Origin of the sequence: Terrabacter terrigena, assembly GCF_042676085.1 — a bacterium.
GTDB classification, from domain to species: domain Bacteria; phylum Actinomycetota; class Actinomycetes; order Actinomycetales; family Dermatophilaceae; genus Terrabacter; species Terrabacter terrigena.
On sequence record NZ_JBHTKH010000015.1, the window covers coordinates 17,294 to 39,594 of the forward strand.

The following is a 22,301-nucleotide window of genomic DNA, read 5'->3' on the forward strand; positions in this document are numbered from 1 at the left end:
CCGTAACATCCAGCACGGAATCCGCCCGTCGCCGAAGGGTCACCGTGTCCGAGCCACGCCACACCCCCCGCACCACCGACCGCCTCCCCCGCTCCCCCCGCCCGGCCCCGCGGCTCGTGGTTCGCCCGTCGGCGGATCGCCGCCACCGAGGCCGCCTCGGCGCGGATCCACGACAGCCTGTTGGCCCGGGTCGGCCGGGGCGAGCGCCCGTCCTCCGCGACGGGCACCTCGTACGGCGTGCTCGCGTTCTCGGTGCTCGTCCTCCTCGCGTATGCCGCCGCCGTCGCCCTGCTCGCCGTCGCGACCTTCGCGTCGAAGAACCTCTACGGCTGGTTCGGCGTCGTCATCGGCTGGCTCGTGGTGTTGGCGACCGCGCCGCGCCCGAACCGACTCGAGGACGTCCAGCCGCTGACCACCGACGAGTTCCCGAACGTGCACCGCCACGTCGGCACGGTCGCCGCGGCCGTCGGCACCCGCGCCCCGGACGCCATCGGCGTCTCGACGGACTTCAACGCCGGGGTCGCCCGGGTCGGGTGGGGTCGGCGCCGGGCCCTCGTGATCGGGCTTCCGCTCTGGACCGTGCTCACCGACGACGCGCGCCTCGCCCTGCTCGCCCACGAGCTGGGCCACCTCAGGGGCCGCGACGCGACGACGGGCTACGTCACGTGGATGGCCCACGGCGTCCTGCACCGCTTCGCGACCCTGCTCACGCCACTCCCGGCCGACACCTACACCGACTTCGCCGACTACAGGATCGGCGTCCAGACGTCGCAGGCGACGATGAACGCCGTCGCCGCCTTCGCGCTGCGCATCGTGTCCCTGCCCGCCAGCCTGCTGCTCCTGCTCTTCGAACGCCTCGCAGCAGTCAGCTCCCAGCGCGGTGAGTACCTCGCCGACCTGCGTGCCGCCGAGGTCGCAGGCTCAGCCGCCCTCGTCCACCTGCTCGTCACGCTCGAGAACGTGCCGGGTCTGCACACGCTCGCAGCCGCAGGGGTGCGCCGGCGCGAGGACCCGTTCACCGTGCTCGAAACGGTGCGCGAGCGGCCGGCCCCGACCCCGGCCCAGGTCGCGGCCGCTCGGCAGCGAGCCCGGGAGCAGGACCTCCGCTGGGACGCCAGCCACCCGCGGGACGACCTGCGGATGAGCCTCGCCGAGGCGCGGGGCGCCGATCGCGCGCTCGAGCGCACCGAGGTCGAGCACGAGGCCGACCTGGAGCTGGCGGGACTTCGCAAGGCGCTCACCCGGCAGCTGGCCGACGAGCTCGTCGAGACGTACCACTGACGGCCCCGACGACGACCTCTGCCCGGGAGCAGGGACCTAGCGGCTGAGGGCCGAAGGGAAGGCCTCCGACCACGACCGCAGCGCGACGCCGCCGTCGGCCGTGCGGTCGACCGAGGTCGCCGCCAGCAGCGCGTGCACGATGGCGCGCGCCACGCAGTCGGCCCCGGCCTCCATGAGGACGGTCAGCTCGATCGGGTCGGGCGCCGGCCGCTCCCCCGTCGCCAGCGCGAACAGCGTGTCGCCGTCGAAGAGCGTGTGCACGGGTTTCAGCGCACGGGCGAATCCGTCGTGCGCGACACCGGCAGCCTTCTGGCACTGGGCTTTCGAGAGAGTCGCGTCGGTCGCGACGACACCGATCGTGGTGGCCAGACCCGGCAGCCCGGCCGCTCGACCGGGCGCCGCCTCGACCCGGGTGCGGGCGTCGTCGAGCTCGTCGGCACTGGGCGTCTCGAGGTGACCGAGCTCGTCACCGATGGCGAGCCCGACGGCATACGGGAGGCCCGTCACGGGGTCGACCGCCGAGCCGACGGCGTTGACGGCCACGAGCGCCGCGACCGTGGTGCCCGACTCGAGGACGACGCTCGCCGAACCGATGCCGCCCTTGAAGCCGCCGACCTTGGCCCCGGTGCCGGCGCCCACGCAGCCCTGGGTGACCGCCTCGGACGACGCGCTGGCGTATGCCGCCCTCCCGTCGTCGGCGCCCGGCGTGTTGCGCCACGTGCCACTGCGTCCGAGGTCGAAGAGGATCGCGGCGGGCACGATGGGCACGCGCTGCCCGGGCTCGGCCGTGGGCCAGCCGAGGCCGTCGTCGGCGAGAGCGGCCATGACGCCGTCGACCGCCGCGAGACCGAAGGCCGAGCCACCGCCGAGCACGACCGCGTTGACGCGGTCGATGAGGTTGCGCGGGTCGAGCAGGTCGGTCTCGCGCGTGCCGGGCCCGCCGCCGCGCACGTCGACGCCGGCGACGACCCCGTCGGCGGGGGCGACGACGACGGTCACGCCGGTCAGCCAGCCGGGCTCGTCACGGGTGCAGTGGCCGACGCGCAGGCCGCCCACGTCGACGAGGGAGTTGGTCGGGCCCGGGGCGGGAACGGGCACCGGGTCGGCGGCGGTCACTGGGGGTCCCGCAGGTCGAACTCCATCAGGCGTCCCGGCGAGCTGAAACCCAGCCGCTCGTAGAACTCCTGCGCCCGGTCGTCGGGGGCGTTGAGCCGGATCCACTTCACGTCGGTGGTGCGGGACCACTCGATCATCGCCTCCGTGAGGGCGCGGCCGACGCCTCGGTCGCGACAGCCGGGGGCGACGAAGAGCCCGCCGACGTGCAGCCACGACACGTCTCGGCGCCCCGGCCACGGCAGGGCCCGGATGCGGCGCGTCTCGAGGATGCCCGCGTGCTCACCGCGGCTCTCGGCGATCCAGGTGGGGCGGTCGGGTCGCTCGGCCAGCCACGCGTCGACGAAGCGGTCGAGGTAGCCGGGCTCGGACGGCATACCGAGCTCGCGGGCGAACTGCAGGTGCAGCGCGGCCACGATGAGCGCGTCGTCGGCCGATGCGCGACGGATCGTCACCTCAGCCATGAGGGAAGTGAACCACGCAGGCGGTGGGACGGCACCCAACCGGGGCGACTCCGGCGATCCGCGCGCGGCGCCGGCCGGCCCACGGGTTTCGGCAACCTCGCTCCACCCCGGCTGCCGTCGTCGTCAGGTCGGGCGTCGGTTCAGACGTTGATGCCGAGGCGGCGCGTGGTGCGGGCCCGCTGACGGCTCGCGCGCATGCGACGCAGCCGCTTGATGAGCATGGGGTCGGCCTCGAGGGCGAGCGGGCTGTCGAGCAGCGCGTTGAGCACCTGGTAGTAACGCGTGGAGCTCATGTCGAAGAGCTCCTTGATGGCCTGCTCCTTCGAGCCGGCGTACTTCCACCACTGGCGCTCGAACGCCAGGATCTCGAGGTCGCGCGCGCTGAGGCCGTCCTCGGACTCGGGGCGGTGCGGCTGCGCCGTGGCGTGGTCTGTGCTCATGGTCCCGTCTCAGTGCGGTCGTGCGTTGGCTCCGGTCATCACCATAGGTCCAAATGACAAGGGTGTCATTCAGGTCGGGCGTGTTGCCGGCATGTCGTCGGGTGGCGCTCGACGCGCCTCGGAACATCGGTCCCACTGGCCTCGTTCGCCCCACCCGTGACGCTGCGTCGCTTCACGTCCGGCGGGCTTTCGTACGCGTGCAGGCCGGGTCGGGCGTCACGCCATCGTATCGAGGATGGCGTTGACGTCCTCCTTGGTGGTGTGCGGGTTGACGATGGCGAAGCGGGTGAGGGTCTCGCCCCGGAAGGTCGTCGGCACGACGAACGCGAACTCCAGGGCGAGCAACCGGTCGGTCCACGCCTGGTAGTCCTCGGCGGACCAGCCCAGGCGCCGGAAGACGACGACCGACAGGTCCGGCTCGCGCACGGCCTCGAGGTACGGACGGCGCCCGATCTCGTCGGCCGCGAACCGCGTCACCTCGATGGTGCTCTCGATCGCGTCGACGTATGCGTCGGTGCCGTGGACGGCGAGGGAGTACCAGAGCGGCAGGCCGCGGGCGCGTCGGGTCAGGCCGATGGAGTAGTCGGTCGGGTTCCACTCCGCCGACTTCGTGATGACGTCGAGGTAGCCCGCCTCCTGCGTGTGCGCCACCCGCGCCAGCTCCGGCTCGCGGTAGATGAGGGCGCAGCAGTCGAACGGCGCGAAGAGCCACTTGTGCGGGTCGACGATGAACGAGTCGGCGTGCTCGATGCCCGCGAAGAGGTGCCGGACCGACGGCGCGGCGAGCCCGGCGCCACCGTAGGCGCCGTCGACGTGGAGCCACAGCCCGTACTCGCGACACACCTCGGCGACGGACGCCAGGTCGTCGACGACCCCGAAGTTGGTGGTGCCGCTCGTGGCCACGACGGCGAAGAACGTCTCGGGACCGTGCTCCTCCAACGTCTTCCGCAGCTCGGCGCCGGTCATCCGCAGCTTGTCGTCGACCGCGACGCCGCAGACCTCGGCGTCCATGACGGCCGCCATCGAGACGACCGAGGAGTGCGCGTTGTCGGTGGCCGCGACCCGGTAGGGCCGGGCGCCGCTGCCGCTGGCCTTCGCCCGGGCCCGGGCCGTGTGCCGTGCCACGACGAGGGCGGAGAGGTTGCCGACCGTGCCACCGGGCACGAAGACGCCCCCGGCCGAGGCGGGCAGCCCGGCCAGGTCGCTGATCCAGCGCAGCGCCTGGTTCTCGGCGTAGACGGCGCCGGCACCCTCCATCCAGGAACCGCCGTAGATCGACGACGCGCCGACGACGACGTCGAAGGCCGCGGCCTCACGCGTCGGTGCGCACGGGATGAAGGAGAGGTAGCGCGGATGGTCGGTCGACAGGCATGCCGGAGCGAGCGTGTGCTCGAAGAGCTCCATCGCCCGGGTCGAGCCGAGACCGGCCGGCGTGATGGTCTGGCCGGCCACCGACTCGAGGTACCCCGCGGTCTGGGCCCCGTCGAGCGGTATCGGGTCCATGAGGAGCCGCCCGCGGGCGTAGCTGAGGACCTTGTCGACGGCGAGGTGGTCGGCGTCCTTGTCGAAGCTGTGCACGCACAGATGCTAGGCCCTGCGAGCCCCGCGCCCGACCGGGAAGGCGGGGCCGCCGGCGTCAGCCGATGAGGGCCGAACGCAGCTCGTCGGCGGTCGTGACGACGGCCGAGGGACGCACGGCGTCGAGAGGCGCGCGCAGGCCCGCGCCCCACGTGACGGCGACCGTGTCCATGCCCGCGGCCTTGCCCGCGAGCACGTCGACGACGGCGTCACCGACGTAGACGGCACCGTTGGCGCCGCGACCCATCCGGTCGAGGGCGAGCAGGAGCGGCGTCGGGTCGGGCTTGTGGCGCTCGGTGTCCTCCATCGCCACGAGCACCTCGACGTGCTCGGAGATGCCGAGGATGTCCATCGCCTGCTGGGCCGACTCGCGACGCTTGGAGGTGGCGACCCCCACGGCGACGCCCGCTGCCCGCAGGTCGGCGAGCACGGCGACCACGCCGTCGTAGTCGCGGATGAGGCGCTCGGTGTTCTCGGCGTTCCACGTCAGGTAGGTCGCGTAGAGCTCGTCGGCGTGCTCGGGCGAGTGGTCGCGGAACGCACCGATGAGCGGGCGCCCGATCCACGAGCGGATGACGTCGGGGTCCTCCTCCCGGCCGAGCACGGTGCGGAACGCGTACTGGTACGACTCGACGATGAGGTTGATCGTGTCGGCGAGCGTGCCGTCGAGGTCGAAGACGGCCGTGGACCAGCGGGGATTCGTCACCGGGCGAGCCTAGGGCAGGCCGGCGCGGGACGGGACGACGAGGCCGGATGACGGTCGCCTGGCGGCCGGATGGTGGCCGGATGGTGGCCGGATGGTGGCCGGCTGGTGGCCGGCTGGTGGCCGGATGGTGGCCGGATCGGGCGCGGATGGGATCGATTCGGACATTTCCGGCCTTGCGCTGCCCAACTGACAGCCAGGACCGGCAACATGCACCTCATGACTGAAGCCACCGCGCTCGACTGGTCCGCCATGACGCAGCGCTCCCTCGATGAGCTGCGCGACACGGACACCCTGTACCGCCCGACGAGCTTCTGGGGCCCGGGCCTCGACGCGCTGCTGGCCGACATGGAGAACCGGGGCCTCGAGTCGTTCAAGTCGTGGCCGACCGCCGGCTGGTGGTTCTACCCCCGCTACGGAGTGGGGTTCACGTACGCGATCATCGACAAGGTCATCGCGACCGCCCAGCCCTCCCTGCCCTCCACCGCCGAGCCGAGCTGGATCCGCTCGGCGCTCGCCGCCACGCACGAGGCCCGCCGCGACTTCGACGCGCTCCGCCTCGCCTGGAACCAGAAGAACTGGCCGTGCGACCTCGTCGGTCTCGGCGAGTCGAAGGTGGGCACACCGTTCCAGTACTACCGGTTCACCAACGCGGAGCACGGCTGGACCCGGCCCTACCTCAACTACGCCCTGTGCATGGCCGCCCTGTCGATGCACGTCGACGCGCCCCCGAAGCGCTTCCTCGAGATCGGCGGCGGCTTCGGCGTGCTCGGCGAGTTCCTCATGTCGCGCGACCCCGACGCGGTCTACGTCAACGTCGACATACCGCCGCTGCTGACCGTCGCGTCGTGGTACCTGCGCGAGCTCTTCGGCGACCGGGTCGCGGTCTACGACGCCGGGGTCGCGTCGACCGGGCCGATCGACGTCGCCGGGTCGGCCGTGATGCCGAACTACCGGCTGCCCGACATCACGGGCGAGTTCGACGTCTTCGTCAACTCCTTCTCGTTCCAGGAGATGGAGCCCGACGTCGTCGAGAACTACGTCGACCTCGTCGTGGCGCGTGGGGTCCGGTGGGTCGTGTCGCTCAACTCGCGGCTCGGCAAGCCGCTGCACACCGACGAGCCCGTCGGGGTCATCGACCCGGTCACCTCCGCGCGGATCATCGCGATGTTCGAGCGTCGCGGCTACGAGCTGGTGGGCACCTACAACAGCCCGCTCATCCACTCCGCCGGCCAGCTGGCGGTCCTCCGGCGACGCTGAGTCCGGGCGCGGGTCGGCTCGCCGCGCCCGGCCGCGCACGGGCCGGCTGTGGTGGGCCGACGCGCGCTCAGGCGTGCTCGGCCAGCCAGGCGCCCCGGCGCATCACCCTCGCGGTGCGCGCGGCGTCGTCGACGACGACGACGTCCGCGCGCGAGCCCACGGAGAGCGAGCCACGGTCGGCCAGCCCCAGCGCGCGGGCGGGTGTGCGCGTGGCGGGACGGACGGCATACGGCAGCGGGACGCCCGTGCCGACCACCCTGGCCACGATGTCGCCGACGTGGCTCGTGCCGCCGGCGATCGAGCCGGGCCGTCCGTCGGGTCCGCTGCGCAGGCGCGCGATGCCGCGGTCGACGACGACCGAGAGGCCGCCCAGGACGTACGCTCCGTCCCCCACTCCCGCGGCAGCCATCGCGTCGGAGACGAAGGCGACGTGGTCGGCTCCGACGAGGTCGAGCACGGTGCGAACCGTGTCGTCGGACAGGTGGGCGCCGTCCGCGATGAGCTCGACCGTGACGTGGCCTCGCGCGGCCGAACGCATCAGTGCCGCAACGGCGCCCGGCTCGCGGTGGTGCCACGGGTCCATGCCGTTGAAGAGGTGGGTGGCGAGGTCGGCCCCGGCTGCGACGGCCTGCTCGACGGTGCTGTAGGGCGCCGTCGTGTGCCCGATGGCGGCGTGGACGCCGGCCGACGTCAGCCAGCGCACGAGGTCGAGCCCGTGGTCGCGCTCGGGGGCGAGGGTGACCTGCCGGACGTGCCCCCGACCGAGCTCGAGGAGGCGTTCGACCTCGGTGAGCGACGGGTCGCGCAGCAGCGTCGGGTCGTGGGCGCCGCAGCGGGCCTCGGCGAGCCACGGGCCCTCGAGGTGGATGCCGTCGACGAGGCCGTCGTCGCAGAGCTCGGCGAGCATCGAGACACCGCGCTCGAGGTCGCGCGGGGTCATCGTGACGAGGCTCGCGAGCAGGCTGGTCGAGCCGTGCGCGTGGTGGTGCCGGGCGGCAGAGGCGGCCGCCTCGTCGTCGAGGTCGGTGAACGCCGACCCGCCGCCGCCGTGGCAGTGGACGTCGACGTATGCCGGAAGCATCGTCCCGCCCACCCGCTCGGCGGCGTGGGCGTCGCCGGGCGGCTCCGCGCCGGGCTCGAGGGGGGTGACCGCGGTGATGCGTTCCCCCTCGACGCGCACGAGCACGTCGGGCAGCACGACGTCGTCGACGAGGGCGGGTCCGCGCAGCGTGAGGTTCATCGGGGTCGATTCTGTCGCACGGAAGGCAGGGGTAGCGTGTGGCCGTGCCGGCGCGACCCCTTTCCGAGCTCGTCCACCCGACGTGGGTGCCCGCCCTCGAGCCGGTCGCCGACACGATCACGCAGCTGGGTGAGTTCCTGCGTGCCGAGGTCGCCGCCGGGCGCGGCTACCTGCCCGCCGGCCACCACGTGCTGCGCGCCTTCACCCTGCCGCTGCCCGAGGTGCGGGTGCTCGTGGTCGGCCAGGATCCCTACCCGACGACCGGCCACCCGGTCGGCCTGAGCTTCAGCGTCGCGCCCGACGTGCGCCCCGTCCCGCGGTCGCTCCAGAACATCTACCAGGAGCTGAACAGCGACCTCGGCCTGGCCACACCGGTCAACGGAGACCTGACGCCGTGGTTCGAGCGGGGTGTCATGCTGCTCAACAGGGTGCTCACAGTCCAGCCGGGCCGGTCCGCCAGCCATCAGGGGAAGGGCTGGGAAACCGTTACCGCGCAAGCGATCTCGGCGCTGGCGGCCCGCGGCGGTCCACTGGTCGCCATCCTCTGGGGACGCCAGGCGCAGTCGCTCGCGCCGATGCTCGGCAGCGTGCCCCGCATCGAGTCAGCGCACCCCTCGCCGTTGTCGGCCCGATCCGGGTTCTTCGGCTCGCGCCCCTTCAGCCGCACCAACGACCTGCTCACCCAGCAGGGCGCCCCACCCATCGACTGGAGGCTGACATGACCCAGCCCGCACCCGGCGTCTCCGGACCCGTCGTCTGGACCCGCTTCGTGGCCATCGGCGACTCGTTCACCGAGGGCATGTGCGACGACGACCCGTCCTTCGGCCACGACGGCGAGTTCGCCGGCTGGGCAGACCGGCTCGCGGCACAGCTGTCGGAGATCGCGCGCAGCGAGGGGCTCGACTTCGGCTACGCCAACCTCGCGGTCCGGGGTCGCAAGCTCGCCGACGTCGTCGGACCCCAGCTCGAGGACGCCCTGGCCCTGCAGCCCGACCTCGTGAGCATCGTGGGCGGCGGCAACGACATCCTCCGGCCCAAGGCCGACCTCGACGGGCTGGCCGCCCGGCTCGAGGCAGCGGTGGCGCGCATCCGGGCGACCGGCGCCGACGTGCTGATGGCAACGCCCGTCGACCCCGCGGATGCCCCACTGGTCAAGGCGACCCGGGGTCGAGCCGCCATCCACACCGCCAACATCTGGAGCATCGCGCGGCGCAACGGCGCCCACGTCATCGACCAGTGGGGACTGCACGCGCTGCGCGACTGGCGGATGTGGGCCGAGGACCGCATCCACATGACGACCGAGGGCCATCGGCGGGTGTCGCTCGCCGCGCTCGAGGCGCTCGGGCACACGCCCGCCGAGACCGACTGGGCCGTCCCGCTCGACCCCGCTCCCCCGATCGGGCGGCGCGAGACGCTGCAGGCCAACGCCCAGTGGGCCAAGGAGTACGTCGGCCCCTGGGTGCACCGCCGCCTGACCGGCCGCTCGTCGGGTGACCACCGCCAGGCCAAGCGCCCCGACGTGGCCCCGCTGGACCGACCCCTGGACTGACCCCTGCGCCGACCCTGGACTGACGGCCGACCCGACGGCATACCGCGGCATCTTCGGGGCAAGCCCGGAATGTCCTGAGAATCTCCTGAAATTTTCCGCTACGGCCTCTGGTGCGAAGTAGGTCGCAGGTGATTAGGTCTCCCTCGGGTCGCGCGCGGTGGCGGCGACCCTCCATCCAGCACACAACGTGCGGCTTTCCCGATCGGGGGCGCACGTGATGCGCACTGACGGCCACCCGAGCCGTCGAAACAAGGAGGTTTCGTGCGTAGGACGTCTGTGGGGCTGCTCAGCCTCGCCCTGGCCACAGGAATGGGGGTGTCCATCGGAGCCCCGATGGTCGGCGCCCTTCCCGCCGCCAGCCCGAACAACGTGCACGTCGGCGACGCCGCGGCACCGTCCGGCTCGGACGAGTTCTCGAGCCCTCAGCAGGACAAGGCGCGCGCGCTCAAGCAGCGGGCACTCACCGAGGTCCTCGACGGCAAGGCCACCGCCGTCAAGCAGGGCAAGAGCACCGTCGCCAAGATCTCCACCGGCAAGAAGGGCACCGGCGCCACCGACGAGTACGTCGAGGTCGGCCGAGAGGGCACCGACAAGATCTTCGTCGTGCTCGCGGAGTTCGGAAACCAGCGCAGCACCAGCTACCCCGACATCGACTCCGACCCGGCGACGCCCGGGCCGACGACGTGGGACGGCCCGCTGCACAACGCGATCCCGCAACCCGACCGCACGCTCGACAACTCGACGAACTGGAACGCGAACTACAGCCGCGACTACTTCCAGAACCTCTACTTCGGCAACGGCGGCACCATCGGTGCCGGCGGCGCCCAGGAGACGGTCAAGCAGTGGTACGAGCGACAGAGCTCGGGCCGCTACAGCATCGACGGCCAGGTCTCCGACTGGGTCAAGGTGCCCTTCAACGAGGCCCGCTACGGCCGCGACGTCTGCGGCTCGCACGTGTGCACCAACACGTGGGCCCTCGTGCGCGACGCCGTCAACCAGTGGGTCGCCGACCAGAAGGCCAAGGGCCAGACCGACGCCCAGATCAAGGCGACGCTCGCGACCTACGACCAGTGGGACCGCTACGACGCCGACGGCGACGGCAACTTCAACGAGCCCGACGGCTACATCGACCACTTCCAGATCGTGCACGCCGGTGGCGACCAGGCCGACGGCGACCCGATCCAGGGCGAGGACGCCATCTGGTCGCACCGCTGGTTCGCCTACTACAACACCGCCGGCAGGCAGGGCCCCGCGGGCAACCTCAACGGCGGCACGCAGATCGGCGACACCGGCCTGTGGGTCGGCGACTACACGATCCAGCCCGAGAACGGCGGCATGTCCGTCTTCACGCACGAGTACGGCCACGACCTCGGCCTGCCAGACCTCTACGACACGGCCAGCGGCGCCGACAACGGCGTCAACTGGTGGTCCATGATGTCCCAGAGCCGCCAGGCAGGCCCGAAGGACAAGTCGATCGGCTCGCGCGGCTCCGACTTCGGCGCCTGGGAGAAGCTCTTCCTCGGCTGGCTCGACTACAAGTACGTCCCGACCGTCACGGCGGGCGGCACCACGGTCGACCTCGGCCCGCACGAGTACAACTCGGCGAAGAAGCAGGCGATCATCGTCGGCCTTCCCGACAAGACCGTCGTCACCAAGCTCGCGACGCCGTACGCCGGCTCGAAGACCTGGTACGGCGGTCGCCAGGACGCCACGAACGCGACGATGACGCGTGACGTCACCCTCGCCGCGGGCACCTCGACGCTGTCGTTCCAGACGAACTACTTCATCGAGGACTGCACCTGCGACTTCGCCTACGTCGAGGTCGACGACGGCTCCGGCTGGGCGACCATCGCGGGCAACATCACCGGCAAGGAGAACAACGGCATCACCGGCACGACGAACGACACGTGGGTTCCCGCGACGTTCGACCTGTCCGCCTACGCGGGCAAGACGGTGGGCCTGCGCTTCCGCTACGCCACCGACCCGGCCTACACGGAGCGCGGCTTCTTCGTCGACGACGTCAAGGTCGTCTCGGGTGGCGCCACCATCGTCGACTCCGGTGCCGAGACCGGCACCGAGGGCTGGACCCTCAACGGCTTCTCGGCCGTCGGCAGCGAGACGACCACGGACTACCCGAACTACTACATCGCGTCGCACCGTGACTACGTGTCGTTCGACCAGTACCTCCAGAGCGGCCCGTACAACTTCGGCTGGCTGAACACGAAGCCCGACTTCGTCGAGCACTTCCCCTACCAGGACGGCCTGCTCATCAGCTACTGGGACCTCTCTCAGGCCGACAACAACACCGGCGTGCACCCGGGCGAGGGTGAGATCCTGCCGATCGACGCCAACCCGGCGCCGGTGCCGGTCGGTGACGGCACGCTGCTGCGTCCGCGCATCGCCGGCTACGACGCCCCGTTCTCGCTGGAGACGTCCGACTCGTTCACGTACCACAAGAACAGCGTCGGCTACCGGATCACGGGCAAGGCCGCACAGCCGGTGTTCGACGACAGCAAGCAGTACTGGTACTCGAGCACCCCGACCACGGGTGTGAAGGTCCAGAACAACGGTGTCAACATCGGGATCACGGGCCAGAACGGCACGTCGATGACGGTCAAGGTCTGGAAGCGCTGACGCGCAACCCCTTGCGACACAGAGAGGCCCGCCCCTTCACGGGGGCGGGCCTCTCGGCTTTCGAGGCCGTATGCCGCCTGGTTCCGTTGCGCTGGAAGGGAACCAGGCGGCATACGGCCTCGGGCGCCTCTCAGACGGACTCGGCGAAGGCCTTCTCGAAGATGTCGAGGCCCTCGGAGAGCAGCTCGTCGCTCGCCGCGAGCGGCGGCAGGAAGCGGAAGACGTTGCCGTAGGTGCCGCACGTCAGCGTGACGAGGCCCGCGGCGTGGCAGGCCTTGTTGACGGCGGCGGTGAGGGCGGCGTTCGGGGTGAGGTCGCCCTCGCCGTTGACGAGCTCGACCGCCAGCATCGCACCGCGGCCGCGGACGTCGCCGATCTGCGGGTACTGCGCGGCGAGCGCCTCGAGACGCGGCACGAAAAGCGCCTCGACCTGCTTCGCGCGACCGCAGAGGTCGTCGGCCTTCATCGTCTCGATGGCACCGAGGGCAGAGGCGCACGCGACGGGGTTGCCGCCGTACGTGCCGCCGAGGCCGCCGCCGTGGACGGCGTCCATGATCTCGGCGCGACCCGTGACGCCGGCGAGCGGAAGGCCGCCGGCCATGCCCTTGGCCGTCGTGACGAGATCGGGCACGACGTCCTCGTGCTCGCTGGCGAACCAGTCGCCGGTGCGGCAGAAGCCGGTCTGCACCTCGTCGGCGATGAAGACGATGCCGTTGTCGCGGCACCAGTCGGCCACCTGCCTGACGAATCCCGGTGCGGGCACGATGAACCCGCCCTCGCCCTGGATCGGCTCGAGGATGACGGCGGCGAGGTTCTCCTCCCCCACCTGCGCGTGCACCTGCTGGACGAAGACGTCGAACGACTCCTTGGCGCAGTCGGCCGGGCCGCCCGGCCAGCGGAACGGGTAGCTCATCGGCGCGCGGTAGACCTCGCCGGCGAACGGCCCGAAGCGGTGCTTGTACGGCATGTTCTTGGCCGTCAGGGCCATCGTCAGGTTGGTGCGGCCGTGGTAGGCGTGGTCGAAGGCGACGACGGCGTCGCGGCCGGTCCAGTGGCGCGCGACCTTGACGGCGTTCTCGACCGCCTCGGCGCCGGAGTTGAACAGGGCCGAGCGCTTCTCGTGGTCACCGGGGGTCAGCTCGTTGAGGGCCTCGGCGACCTCGAGGTACTCCTCGTAGGGAGTCACCATGAAGCACGTGTGGGTGAAGTCCTGGACCTGCTCCGTGACGCGCTCGACGACCCGGGGCGCAGCGTTGCCGACCGTGGTGACGGCGATGCCGGAGCCGAAGTCGATGAGCTGGTTGCCGTCGACGTCGACGAGGATGCCACCGCCGGCGCGTTCGACGTAGACGGGGAGGCCGGTGGAGACGCCGGCCGAGACGGCGGCGGTCTTGCGCTGCTGGAGCTCGGTGGACCTCGGGCCGGGGATCGCGGTCCGGAGGACGCGCTGCTGGGGGACGCTGCTCATGCGCGTCAGTATGCCGTCGCGGGGCCTCCCAGCGGAACCCGGGCGGGCACACGCGGACACGCATTCCGTAGCCGAACGACGCGTTGGGGCGCGAACCCGTCAGTGGAGCATAGGCTCCGCGACCGAACGAGTCGTTCGAGCCCTGCTCATGGTCTCTCTCCTCGTCTGCTTGCTGGGGTCGGCCGGCGGCACACCCTGTCGTCGCACCGCCGGCCGGTGGGTCACAGCTCCATGCCCTCACCGAAACGGCCGCGGTGGTCGACCGGGATCAACGGCTTGTCGGCGCGGGCCTTGATCTGCTGGACCGCCCACGTGTTGCCGTCGGGGTCGGCGAACCCGAAGAACGTGCCGCCGTCGCGGGGGTCGATGGTCTGGACCTCCGAGCACTCGACACCGCGGCCGACGAGCTCGGCACGCGCCGCCTCGGCGTCGGCGACGACGAGCTGCACTCCCTTGAGCGAGCCGGGGGCCATCTCCTGCTGCGAAGGGATGTCGCCGACGACGATCGAGCAGCCGGAGCCGCGCGGAGTCAGCTGGGCGACGTGCATGTGCTCGTTCTTCGTGTCGTGGTCCAGGGTGAACCCGACCTGGTCGCGGTAGAAGGCGATCGCGGCGTCGAGGTCGCTGACCGGGACGATGACGACCTCGAGGGTCCAGTCCATGGCGCTCAGGCCTGCGCCGTCGCGGAGGTGGAGTCGGTGGTGGACGTGGCGGCGGCACCGAGGAGCTCGTCGAGCCGCTCGTAGCCCTCGACCATGCCCTTCTCCATGCCGCTCTCGACCATCATGTCGCGACCCTCGACGCTCGGGCCGACGCTGTGCCCCTCGAGCCGGCAGCGGCCGTCGCCGAGGTCGACGAAGCGCATGAACTCGATGGCGACCTCGTCGGGGGCGCCCTCGAACTCGAAGGTCTGGATCGCGAGTTCGTTGTCGCGGATGGTGTGGAACGTGCCGCGGAAGCCGTAGACGTTGTCACCGTCACGGTGGGTGTAGCGGTAGCCACCGCCGGAGGTGAAGTCCCAGTGGTCGATGACCATCTCGTAGCCGCGTGGTCCGAGCCACTGGCGCACGAGCTCGGGGTCGCGGTGGGCGTTGAAGACGGCCTCGACGGGGGCGTCGAACTCGCGCGTGAAGTCGATCCACGGCTTGCCGGCGGGGGCGTCGATGTTCAGTGGGTTGCTCATGACTGCTGCTCCTTGTTCGTGTCGTTCGTGTCGTGCGTGTCGGTGTGGGGTGCGTCCTGCGTGGTGGTGCGCTCGAGAAGGGCATCGAGGCTGCGGAACCGCTGCTCGGCGAGGAGGCGGTAGCGGTCGATCCAGGCCGTCAGGGACTCGAGACGTGCGGCCTCGAGGTGGACCGGTCGACGCTGGGCGTCGCGGCTGCGGCTCACCAGTCCGGCGAGCTCGAGCACCTGGATGTGCTTGCTCACGGCCTGCTTGCTGATCTCGAACGGTTCGGCGAGCTCGTTGACGGTGGCCGGGCCCCGGCTGAGGCGGGCGATGATCGCGCGCCGGACGGGGTCGGCCAGGGCCGCGAAGGCGCGGTCGAGGTCGGCGTCCGACACCGGCGAGAGGATCACTTGTCAACCAACTCCTTTATCAATCAGTACATTGATTACACGCCGCTTCCGTCTCGATGTCAACCCCTGCGCCCTCGACACGGCGATCCGTGCCACGGAGGACTCGGCGGTCGCGTGGGTGGTTGCGTCGAGCGCCGGCGCGCCTCGGCGACTGCGACAACAGCCGCAGTTGCGGGTATAGGATCACGTTCATGCCGCATCTGCGCATCACGGAGGCCGCCGCACTGCTCGGCGTCTCCGACGACACCGTGCGCCGCATGGTCGACTCCGGCCGGCTCGGCGGGGCCACCGACGAGGCCGGTCGGCGCACCGTCGACGGGGCCCAGCTCGCCGCGGTCGCCCAGGAGCTGGCCCACCCGGCCGCGGTCGGCGCCATCGGCGGGGCCTCGGCCCGCAACCGGATGCGCGGCATCGTCACCGCGATCACGAAGGACACCGTGATGGCCAAGGTCGAGATGCAGTGCGGCCCGTTCCGCATCGTCTCGCTGCTCTCGAGCGAGTCGGTCGACGACCTCGGCCTCGAGGTCGGCTCCGTCGCCGTCGCCAGCGTCAAGTCGACCCACGTGGTCGTGGAGGTTCCCGTATGAGCGCGACCACGCCGACACGTCACCGCCGCCCTCTCACGGCCGGCGTGGCCGCCGCGCTCGCGACGGTGGTCCTCGCCGCCTGTGGCAGCACCAGCCCGACCAGCTCCGCCGACGGCACCGGACAGCCGGGCAGGTCCGGTGGCTCGGCGGCGCAGCCGCAGGGCCTCGAGGGCAGTGTCACGGTGCTCGCGGCCGCCTCGCTCACCGAGTCGTTCGACCGGCTGAAGAAGGACTTCGAGGCCGCGAACCCCGGCGTGACCGTAGAGACGTCCTTCGGCTCGAGCAGCACCCTCGTGCAGCAGGTGAACAACGGCGCCCCCGCGCAGGTCATCGCCCTCGCCGGCACCGCGGCGGCCGACCCGCTCGACAAGAGCCTCGTCAAGGACACGAAGACCTTCGCCACCAACGTCCTCGAGATCGCCGTGCCGCCGAGCAACCCAGCCGGCGTCACGTCGATCAACGACCTCGCCAAGCCCACGGTCAAGGTCGTCCTCTGCGCGGACACCGTGCCGTGCGGCAAGGCCGCGCAGGCCACCTTCACGAAGGCCCGCATCGTTCCCGACGTCGTCAGCAAGGAGGTCGACGTCAAGGCCACGCTCGCCAAGGTGAAGCTGGGCGAGGCCGACGCCGCGGTCGTCTACCACTCCGACGTCGTCGCTGCGAAGGATGCCGTCAGGGGCGTCGAGATCCCGGCGTCGTTCAACACCCGGCTCGACTACCCCGTCATCACGCTCGCGGACGACCCGGCGACCAAGGCCTTCGTCGCCTACCTGCTCAGCGCGAAGGGCCTCGCCACCGTGCAGTCGTTCGGCCTCGGCGCGCCCTGACCGTCGGGAGGGTCGGCGCCCGGAAGGATGCCGTGACATGAGGTATGCCGGCCGGTGGCGCACACGCGTCGCGCTCGGCGTCCCAGCAGGGCTGGCGGTGCTGCTGCTCGTCGTGCCGCTACTCGCACTGCTCCTGCGGGCCGACTGGGCGCGCATCCCGTCCGACCTCGCGACGCCGACCGTGCTTCCGGCACTGCGGCTCTCACTCACGACGACGACCTCGACCGCGGTGCTCTGCCTCCTGCTCGGCACTCCCCTCGCCTGGTTCCTCGCACGGTCCGACCACCCGGCGGCGAGCTGGGTGCGGGCGCTGCTCACGGTGCCGCTCGTGCTGCCGCCCGTCGTCGGCGGCGTCGCCCTGCTCATGACGTGGGGCCGCAACGGGCTGCTCGGCCAGCGCCTCGCGCCGTTCGGGGTGCAGATCCCCTTCACGACCGTGGCCGTCGTGCTCGCCGAGACCTTCGTCGCGATGCCCTACTACGTGCTCGCGGTCGAGGGCGCGATGCGCGGGCTCGACCCGCGGCTCGAGTCGGTGGCGCGCACCCTCGGGGCGACCGACCTGCGCTACCTGCGCACGATCGCGGTCCCGCTCGTGCTGCCCGGCATCGCGAGCGGTCTCGCCCTCGCCTGGGCCCGCGCGCTCGGCGAGTTCGGCGCGACCATCACCTTCGCCGGCAACTTCCAGGGCCGCACGCAGACCCTCCCTCTGCTCGTCTACGTCGAGCTCGAACGCGACCCGCAGGTGGCGATCTCGATCTCGATCATGCTGCTGGCCGTCAGCGTGATCGTGCTCGGCGTGCTGCGCGGCAGGTGGCTGCGATGAGCCTCGACGCCCGAGTTCGCCTCTCGCGCGGTGCGATCGACGTCGACGTGGCGCTGCGGGCCGAGCCGGGTCAGGTCATCGGGGTGCTCGGACCCAACGGCGGCGGCAAGACGACGACGGTGCTCGCCCTCGCGGGGGTGCTGGCCGTCGCCGAGGGCCACGTCCGGGTGGACGGCCAGCTCTGGGACGACGGGCGCCGAGCCCTGCCCCCCGAGCGGCGGACCGTCGGCCTCATGCTCGCCGACAGCCTGCTCTTCCCCCACCTCTCCGCGCTCGACAACGTCGCCTACGGCCCACGTAGCCGCGGCGTCGACCGACACCGGGCAAGGCAGCGCGCGCGCGACGAGCTCGACCGGGTCGGTCTCGCCGACCGCGCCTCCTCCCGCGCCCGCGAGCTCTCCTCCGGTCAGCAGGCCCGCGTCGCCCTCGCCCGCGCCCTCGCGACCGACCCGTCCCTCCTCCTGCTCGACGAGCCGCTCGCCGCCCTGGACCCCGACACCCGGGCACGCACCCGCAGCGACCTCGCGACCCGTCTCGCGGCATACGGCGGCATCACGGTGCTCGTCACCCACGACCCACTCGACGCCCTCACGCTCGCCGACCACCTCGTCTTCGTCGAGGACGGCCACGTCACACAGGCGGGCACGCCGGCCGAGGTGCTCAGCGAGCCGCGCAGCCCCTACGTCGCCACCGTCGTCGGGTTGAACCTGTATGCCGGAGAAGGCGACTCGCACGGGCACGTGGCCACCGGCGGCGGGGTCGTGGTGATGACCACGAGCCCGACCGAGGGCCGGGTCTGGGCGACCATTGCGCCGAGCGCCGTGTCGGTGCACCTCCACGAGCCGGAGGGCTCGCCCCGCAACACGTGGCAGCTCCGCGTCGCGTCGGTGACGGTGCAGGGCCAGTCGGCGCGGGTCGGCCTCGTCGGGGCCCTGCCCCTGACGGCCGAGGTGACCCTCGAGTCGGTCACGGCGCTGGGGCTGCAGGTCGGCCAGCACGTCTGGGCCGCCGTGAAGGCCACCGAGGTGCGCACCTACGCCCGCTGAGCCTCCGGCGACCCGACCGTGGCGGACGTGGTGTCCGTGACCGATCGCGGACGACACGGCATACGGGATGGGTTGCGCGCAGCAGCGGGCGCCGACGCCACAGCGTCGACGCCCGCCGCCCGAGGGTTCAGCCGTGGTGACCGCTCACGGGAGGTCGAGGAAGGCGTTGCGCAGCAGCGGCTGGTTGTTGACGAAGTCGTAGCTCGCGCAGGCCGCGGCGCTGCAGCCGACGCGGTCGTCGACACCCACACGCATGTCGATGTGCAGGTGGGAGTCGGTGCAGAGGGCGTGGTACTTCGTGCCGACGTAGCCGATGCGCTGGCCCTTGGTCACGGACTGGCCGACCGAGACGACCGGGGCCGGGCTGTCGTCCATGTGGGCGAAGTACCAGAGCCGGCCGAAGCCGTCCTTGACCGTGACGGTGCTGCCCACGCTGCCGCACGCGGTGCTGCCGGCCCGGACGTTCCTCGTCATGACGGTGCCGTTCACGGGCGACAGGACGGAGGTGCCGGTCGCGGCGAAGATGTCGGCGGCGTTGTAGTCGTGGTGGCAGTTGACCTTGCTGTCCCAGCACCAGTGCGGCGTCCGGTTCTTGATGTCGGCCTGGTTGACGGCGAGCGGGAAGCGCAGCGAGGCATCGCCGACGATCTGCGATGCGTTGTTGTTGTAGACGTTGCTGTTGAGGTTGACCTGCGCACCGTCGGGGATCTGGTCGTAGGTGCCGCCGAAGTCGCTGTTGTAGAAGACGAAGACCGGCTTGCCGGTGCGGTTCCAGACCGACGCGGTGTTGTTCTTGACGCACTGGCCCTGGCCGGCGCCGCTGCTGACGAACTCGATGCAGCCGGCTCCGCTGCCGTAGTCGCGTTGCGAGTTGACGAGGTCGACGCGGGAGCCGGCCTGGTTGCTGTTGTAGTAGAGGCAGAACTCGCCGCTCTCGCACACTCCGTTGCGAGCCGTGGCATTGGCGGTGGGCGCCGTGACGACCGCGGCGGCCGTGAGGGCGGCCATGGCGACGAGGGCCGTTCCGAGCTTCCTGAGCATGTCTGTCCTTCCCTGGTGAGCAGTCCCTGTGGTGCTGGTCCCGTCATCAGAGCGCTCACCCCTAACAAGCCCCTAACCCCCGGCATCTCACACTTTGGACGAAATGCTCGGACGTCCTAGTATCTAGGCCATGCCAGCGACGCGGCTGATGCCGACCGACGAAGCCACGGACCTCATCGAGCTGACGCGCGAGATCTGTCGCAAAGACCTCGCGCCCCGGGTCGACGAGGCCGAGCGCGCCCGCTCCTTCCCGGAGGAGACGTTCCGCACCCTCGGTCGCGCAGGACTGCTGTCGCTGCCCTACCCCGAGGAGTTCGGCGGCGCCGACCAGCCCTACGAGGTCTACCTCCAGGTCGTCGAGGAGATCGCTTCCGCCTGGATGAGCGTCGCCGTCGGCGTCAGCGTGCACAGCCTCACGGCATACCCCGTGGCGACGTTCGGCACGCCCGAGCAGCAGCACGCCCTCCTGCCCGGCATGCTCTCCGGCGAGCAGCTCGGCGCCTACTGCCTCTCCGAGCCTCTCGCCGGCTCGGACATCGCGTCGATGACGACGCGCGCGACACGCACCGACGCGGGCTGGTCGCTCAAGGGCACCAAGGCGTGGATCTCGCACGCGGGCCACGCCGACTACTACACGACGTTCGCCCGCACCTCCGATGCCGGTGGCAAGGGCCTGTCCACGTTCATCGTGCCGGCCGACGCGCCGGGGCTCACCTTCGCCGAGCCGGAGAAGAAGATGGGCCTGCACTGCGACCCCGTCTCACAGGTCATGTTCGACGCGGTTCCGGTCGACGGCGCCCGGCTCATCGGCAAGGAGGGCGACGGCATGAAGATGGCCCTGTCGGCCCTCGACGCCGGACGCCTCGGCATCGCGGCTGCGGCGACGGGACTCGCGCAGGCAGCGCTCGACGCGGCCACCGAGTACGCGTCGGAGCGCGAGCAGTTCGGCCGCCCCATCGCTGACTTCCAGGGCCTCGCGTTCCTGCTCGCCGACATGGAGGCCGGCGTCACCTCGGCCCGCGCCACCTACCTCCACGCCGCCCGGCTCAAGGACGCCGGCCGCGGCTTCAGCAAGGAGGCCGCCGTCGCCAAGCTCGTCGCCACCGACGCCGCGATGAAGGTGACGACCGACGCCGTCCAGGTGCTCGGCGGCGCCGGCTACACCGAGGACTTCCCGCTCGAGCGCTACATGCGCGAGGCCAAGGTGACCCAGATCTTCGAGGGCACCAACCAGATCCAGCGGCTCGTGATCTCGCGCCAGCTCCTCGCCCGCTGACCCCACCGGACACCCACGCCCGAAAGGCCCTGCCATGCAGCTGAACTCGTCAACCGTCGCCGTCATCACCGGTGGCGGATCCGGCCTCGGCGGAGCCACCGCCCGTCGCCTCGTGTCCGACGGCGCCACCGTCGTCATCATCGACCTCGAGGGCTCGGCCGCGCCGGCGCTCGTCGCCGAGCTCGAGGCCGAGCGAGCGGACAGCGCGCACTTCGTCGCGGCAGACGTGCGCGACGAGGCGCAGGTCCAGGCCGCGGTCGACAAGGCCACCTCGCTCGGTGAGCTGCGCATCGCCGTCAACTGCGCCGGCGTCGCCACCCCCGGTCGGGTCATCGGACGCGGCGGCCCGCTCGCGCTCGACACCTTCAGGACCGTCATCGACATCAACCTGGTGGGCTCCTTCAACGTCCTGCGTCTGGCCGCCGCCGCGATGCTCGGCAACGAGCCCGTCGACGGCGACCGCGGCGTCATCGTCAACACCGCCAGCATCGCGGCCTACGACGGCCAGATCGGCCAGGCCGCGTACGCCGCGAGCAAGGGTGGCATCGTCGGCCTGACCCTGTCCGCCGCACGAGACCTGGCAGACAAGGCGATCCGCGTCATGACGATCGCGCCCGGCACCTTCGAGACGCCGATGCTCGCCGGGCTTCCCGGTGAGGTCAAGGAGATCCTCGAGAAGCAGGTGCCCCACCCCTCGCGCCTCGGCAACCCGGTCGAGTACGCCTCGCTCGTGCGTCACATCGTCGACAACCCGATGCTCAACGGTGAGGTCATCCGCCTCGACGGCGCCCTCCGCATGCCCCCGCGCTGACGCCTCCTCCCCTGGTCGGGCGCGCCTCGGCACAATGAGGGTGTGAACGAGCCCGGCGCAGACCTCGTGATCGCCTCGGGCCCCGGCCTGCGGGGCGGGCTCGTCATCCCCGCCGTCGAGCTCGTCGAGCGCTTCAGCCGGTCCTCGGGTCCGGGTGGCCAGGGCGTCAACACCACGGACAGCCGGGTCGAGCTCGTCTACGAGCCGGGCTCGTCGACGGCGCTCAGCCGGGCCCAGCGGGAGAGGGCCCTCGAAGCCCTCGGCCCGCGACTCGTCGGTGGGCGGCTCACGGTCGTGGCGAGCGAGCACCGCTCCCAGCTGCGCAACCGGGCAGCCGCCCGCGAACGACTCGCCGACCTCATGCGGGCAGCTCTCGCCTCGCCGCCGGCCACGCGCCGAGCGACCCGCCCGACCCGGGGCTCGCAGCAGCGACGCCTCGACGGCAAGAAGCGGCGGGGAGAGGTGAAGTCGGGCCGCGGGCGTCTCCGTCCTGAGTGAGGCCACCACCCGGTGGAGACCGGGCGGCCGATGCCCGCGCCAAGCGGCATACGTTGGCCTCTCGACGGCTGAAGGCGGCGGCGG

General features: G+C 71.5%; 23 protein-coding genes. 12 read left to right on the top strand and 11 right to left on the bottom strand.

Annotation, left to right across the window (positions count from 1 at the left end):
* Nucleotides 1-180: 180 nt before the first annotated feature.
* Complete coding sequence (locus ACFQ2V_RS17530; protein ID WP_386054148.1) at nt 181-1,281, top strand: M48 family metallopeptidase; 1,101 nt, start codon at nt 181-183, stop codon at nt 1,279-1,281.
* A 36-nt stretch (nt 1,282-1,317) separates the two neighbouring features.
* On the opposite strand, the gene ACFQ2V_RS17535 is transcribed toward ACFQ2V_RS17530, so the two are convergent.
* From ACFQ2V_RS17535 to ACFQ2V_RS17555, 5 genes are all read right to left on the bottom strand, one after another.
* Nucleotides 1,318-2,397: a P1 family peptidase gene (locus tag ACFQ2V_RS17535; RefSeq protein WP_386054149.1), complete on the bottom strand. Its 1,080-nt coding sequence runs from the start codon at nt 2,395-2,397 to the stop codon at nt 1,318-1,320.
* Nucleotides 2,394-2,858: a GNAT family N-acetyltransferase gene (locus tag ACFQ2V_RS17540; protein WP_386054150.1), complete on the bottom strand. Its 465-nt coding sequence runs from the start codon at nt 2,856-2,858 to the stop codon at nt 2,394-2,396. The genes ACFQ2V_RS17535 and ACFQ2V_RS17540 overlap by 4 nt, the downstream gene beginning before the upstream one ends.
* Before the next feature lie 140 nt (nt 2,859-2,998).
* Nucleotides 2,999-3,298: a DUF3263 domain-containing protein gene (locus ACFQ2V_RS17545; protein WP_386054151.1), complete on the bottom strand. Its 300-nt coding sequence runs from the start codon at nt 3,296-3,298 to the stop codon at nt 2,999-3,001.
* Nucleotides 3,299-3,514: 216 nt separating this feature from the next.
* Nucleotides 3,515-4,876, bottom strand: a complete 1,362-nt coding sequence (locus tag ACFQ2V_RS17550; protein ID WP_386054152.1) for a pyridoxal phosphate-dependent decarboxylase family protein — start codon at nt 4,874-4,876, stop codon at nt 3,515-3,517.
* A 58-nt stretch (nt 4,877-4,934) separates the two neighbouring features.
* A complete protein-coding gene (locus ACFQ2V_RS17555) occupies nt 4,935-5,582 on the bottom strand; it encodes an HAD family hydrolase (RefSeq protein ID WP_386054153.1) in 648 nt (215 codons plus the stop codon).
* A 216-nt stretch (nt 5,583-5,798) separates the two neighbouring features.
* Between ACFQ2V_RS17555 and ACFQ2V_RS17560 the strand changes: the two genes are divergently transcribed.
* Nucleotides 5,799-6,839, top strand: a complete 1,041-nt coding sequence (locus tag ACFQ2V_RS17560) for a putative sugar O-methyltransferase (protein WP_386054155.1) — start codon at nt 5,799-5,801, stop codon at nt 6,837-6,839.
* 67 nt (nt 6,840-6,906) lie between these two features.
* Here ACFQ2V_RS17560 and ACFQ2V_RS17565 read toward each other — a convergent pair whose 3' ends face one another.
* Nucleotides 6,907-8,079, bottom strand: coding sequence for an N-acetylglucosamine-6-phosphate deacetylase (locus tag ACFQ2V_RS17565; RefSeq protein ID WP_386054156.1), 1,173 nt, complete (start codon nt 8,077-8,079; stop codon nt 6,907-6,909).
* A gap of 44 nt (nt 8,080-8,123) precedes the next feature.
* Between ACFQ2V_RS17565 and ACFQ2V_RS17570 the strand changes: the two genes are divergently transcribed.
* The 3 genes from ACFQ2V_RS17570 to ACFQ2V_RS17580 all read left to right on the top strand — a co-directional run bounded on the left by ACFQ2V_RS17570 (nt 8,124) and on the right by ACFQ2V_RS17580 (nt 12,262).
* Nucleotides 8,124-8,801: a uracil-DNA glycosylase gene (locus ACFQ2V_RS17570; protein ID WP_386054157.1), complete on the top strand. Its 678-nt coding sequence runs from the start codon at nt 8,124-8,126 to the stop codon at nt 8,799-8,801.
* Nucleotides 8,798-9,628: an SGNH/GDSL hydrolase family protein gene (locus tag ACFQ2V_RS17575; protein ID WP_386054158.1), complete on the top strand. Its 831-nt coding sequence runs from the start codon at nt 8,798-8,800 to the stop codon at nt 9,626-9,628. The genes ACFQ2V_RS17570 and ACFQ2V_RS17575 overlap by 4 nt, the downstream gene beginning before the upstream one ends.
* A 261-nt stretch (nt 9,629-9,889) precedes the next feature.
* Nucleotides 9,890-12,262, top strand: coding sequence for an immune inhibitor A domain-containing protein (locus tag ACFQ2V_RS17580; protein WP_386054159.1), 2,373 nt, complete (start codon nt 9,890-9,892; stop codon nt 12,260-12,262).
* A gap of 130 nt (nt 12,263-12,392) precedes the next feature.
* Here ACFQ2V_RS17580 and gabT read toward each other — a convergent pair whose 3' ends face one another.
* The 4 genes from gabT to ACFQ2V_RS17600 all read right to left on the bottom strand — a co-directional run bounded on the left by gabT (nt 12,393) and on the right by ACFQ2V_RS17600 (nt 15,308).
* Nucleotides 12,393-13,730 carry a 4-aminobutyrate--2-oxoglutarate transaminase gene (gene gabT, locus ACFQ2V_RS17585; protein ID WP_386054160.1) on the bottom strand — a complete coding sequence of 446 codons (1,338 nt, stop codon included), beginning with the start codon at nt 13,728-13,730 and terminating at the stop codon, nt 12,393-12,395.
* A 221-nt stretch (nt 13,731-13,951) separates the two neighbouring features.
* Entirely contained in the window at nt 13,952-14,392 is a 441-nt protein-coding gene (locus ACFQ2V_RS17590) for a VOC family protein (RefSeq protein WP_386054161.1), read from the bottom strand.
* A gap of 5 nt (nt 14,393-14,397) precedes the next feature.
* Entirely contained in the window at nt 14,398-14,913 is a 516-nt protein-coding gene (locus ACFQ2V_RS17595) for an SRPBCC family protein (RefSeq protein WP_386054162.1), read from the bottom strand.
* A complete protein-coding gene (locus ACFQ2V_RS17600) occupies nt 14,910-15,308 on the bottom strand; it encodes an ArsR/SmtB family transcription factor (RefSeq protein WP_386054164.1) in 399 nt (132 codons plus the stop codon). The genes ACFQ2V_RS17595 and ACFQ2V_RS17600 overlap by 4 nt, the downstream gene beginning before the upstream one ends.
* 191 nt (nt 15,309-15,499) lie before the next feature.
* Here ACFQ2V_RS17600 and ACFQ2V_RS17605 point away from each other — a divergent pair, with 191 nt between their 5' ends.
* The 4 genes from ACFQ2V_RS17605 to ACFQ2V_RS17620 are packed head-to-tail and all read left to right on the top strand — an operon-like array spanning nt 15,500 to nt 18,591.
* Nucleotides 15,500-15,895 carry a TOBE domain-containing protein gene (locus ACFQ2V_RS17605; RefSeq protein WP_386054165.1) on the top strand — a complete coding sequence of 132 codons (396 nt, stop codon included), beginning with the start codon at nt 15,500-15,502 and terminating at the stop codon, nt 15,893-15,895.
* Entirely contained in the window at nt 15,892-16,722 is an 831-nt protein-coding gene (gene modA / locus ACFQ2V_RS17610) for a molybdate ABC transporter substrate-binding protein (protein ID WP_386054167.1), read from the top strand. Before ACFQ2V_RS17605 ends, modA begins: the two co-directional genes overlap by 4 nt.
* Nucleotides 16,723-16,759: 37 nt before the next feature.
* On the top strand, nt 16,760-17,545 hold the full coding sequence (locus ACFQ2V_RS17615; RefSeq protein WP_386054168.1) for an ABC transporter permease: 786 nt from the start codon (nt 16,760-16,762) through the stop codon (nt 17,543-17,545).
* Nucleotides 17,542-18,591 carry an ABC transporter ATP-binding protein gene (locus ACFQ2V_RS17620; RefSeq protein ID WP_386054170.1) on the top strand — a complete coding sequence of 350 codons (1,050 nt, stop codon included), beginning with the start codon at nt 17,542-17,544 and terminating at the stop codon, nt 18,589-18,591. Before ACFQ2V_RS17615 ends, ACFQ2V_RS17620 begins: the two co-directional genes overlap by 4 nt.
* 144 nt (nt 18,592-18,735) lie before the next feature.
* On the opposite strand, the gene ACFQ2V_RS17625 is transcribed toward ACFQ2V_RS17620, so the two are convergent.
* Entirely contained in the window at nt 18,736-19,632 is an 897-nt protein-coding gene (locus ACFQ2V_RS17625; RefSeq protein ID WP_386054171.1) for a peptidoglycan DD-metalloendopeptidase family protein, read from the bottom strand.
* 130 nt (nt 19,633-19,762) lie between these two features.
* Here ACFQ2V_RS17625 and ACFQ2V_RS17630 point away from each other — a divergent pair, with 130 nt between their 5' ends.
* The 3 genes from ACFQ2V_RS17630 to arfB are packed head-to-tail and all read left to right on the top strand — an operon-like array spanning nt 19,763 to nt 22,217.
* The gene (locus ACFQ2V_RS17630; RefSeq protein WP_386054172.1) at nt 19,763-20,908 is read left to right on the top strand and encodes an acyl-CoA dehydrogenase family protein; all 1,146 of its coding nucleotides are present in this window, start codon (nt 19,763-19,765) and stop codon (nt 20,906-20,908) included.
* Between the two features lie 34 nt (nt 20,909-20,942).
* Entirely contained in the window at nt 20,943-21,719 is a 777-nt protein-coding gene (locus ACFQ2V_RS17635; RefSeq protein ID WP_386054174.1) for an SDR family NAD(P)-dependent oxidoreductase, read from the top strand.
* 42 nt (nt 21,720-21,761) lie between these two features.
* Nucleotides 21,762-22,217, top strand: coding sequence for an alternative ribosome rescue aminoacyl-tRNA hydrolase ArfB (gene arfB, locus ACFQ2V_RS17640; protein ID WP_386054175.1), 456 nt, complete (start codon nt 21,762-21,764; stop codon nt 22,215-22,217).
* Nucleotides 22,218-22,301 lie beyond the last annotated feature (84 nt).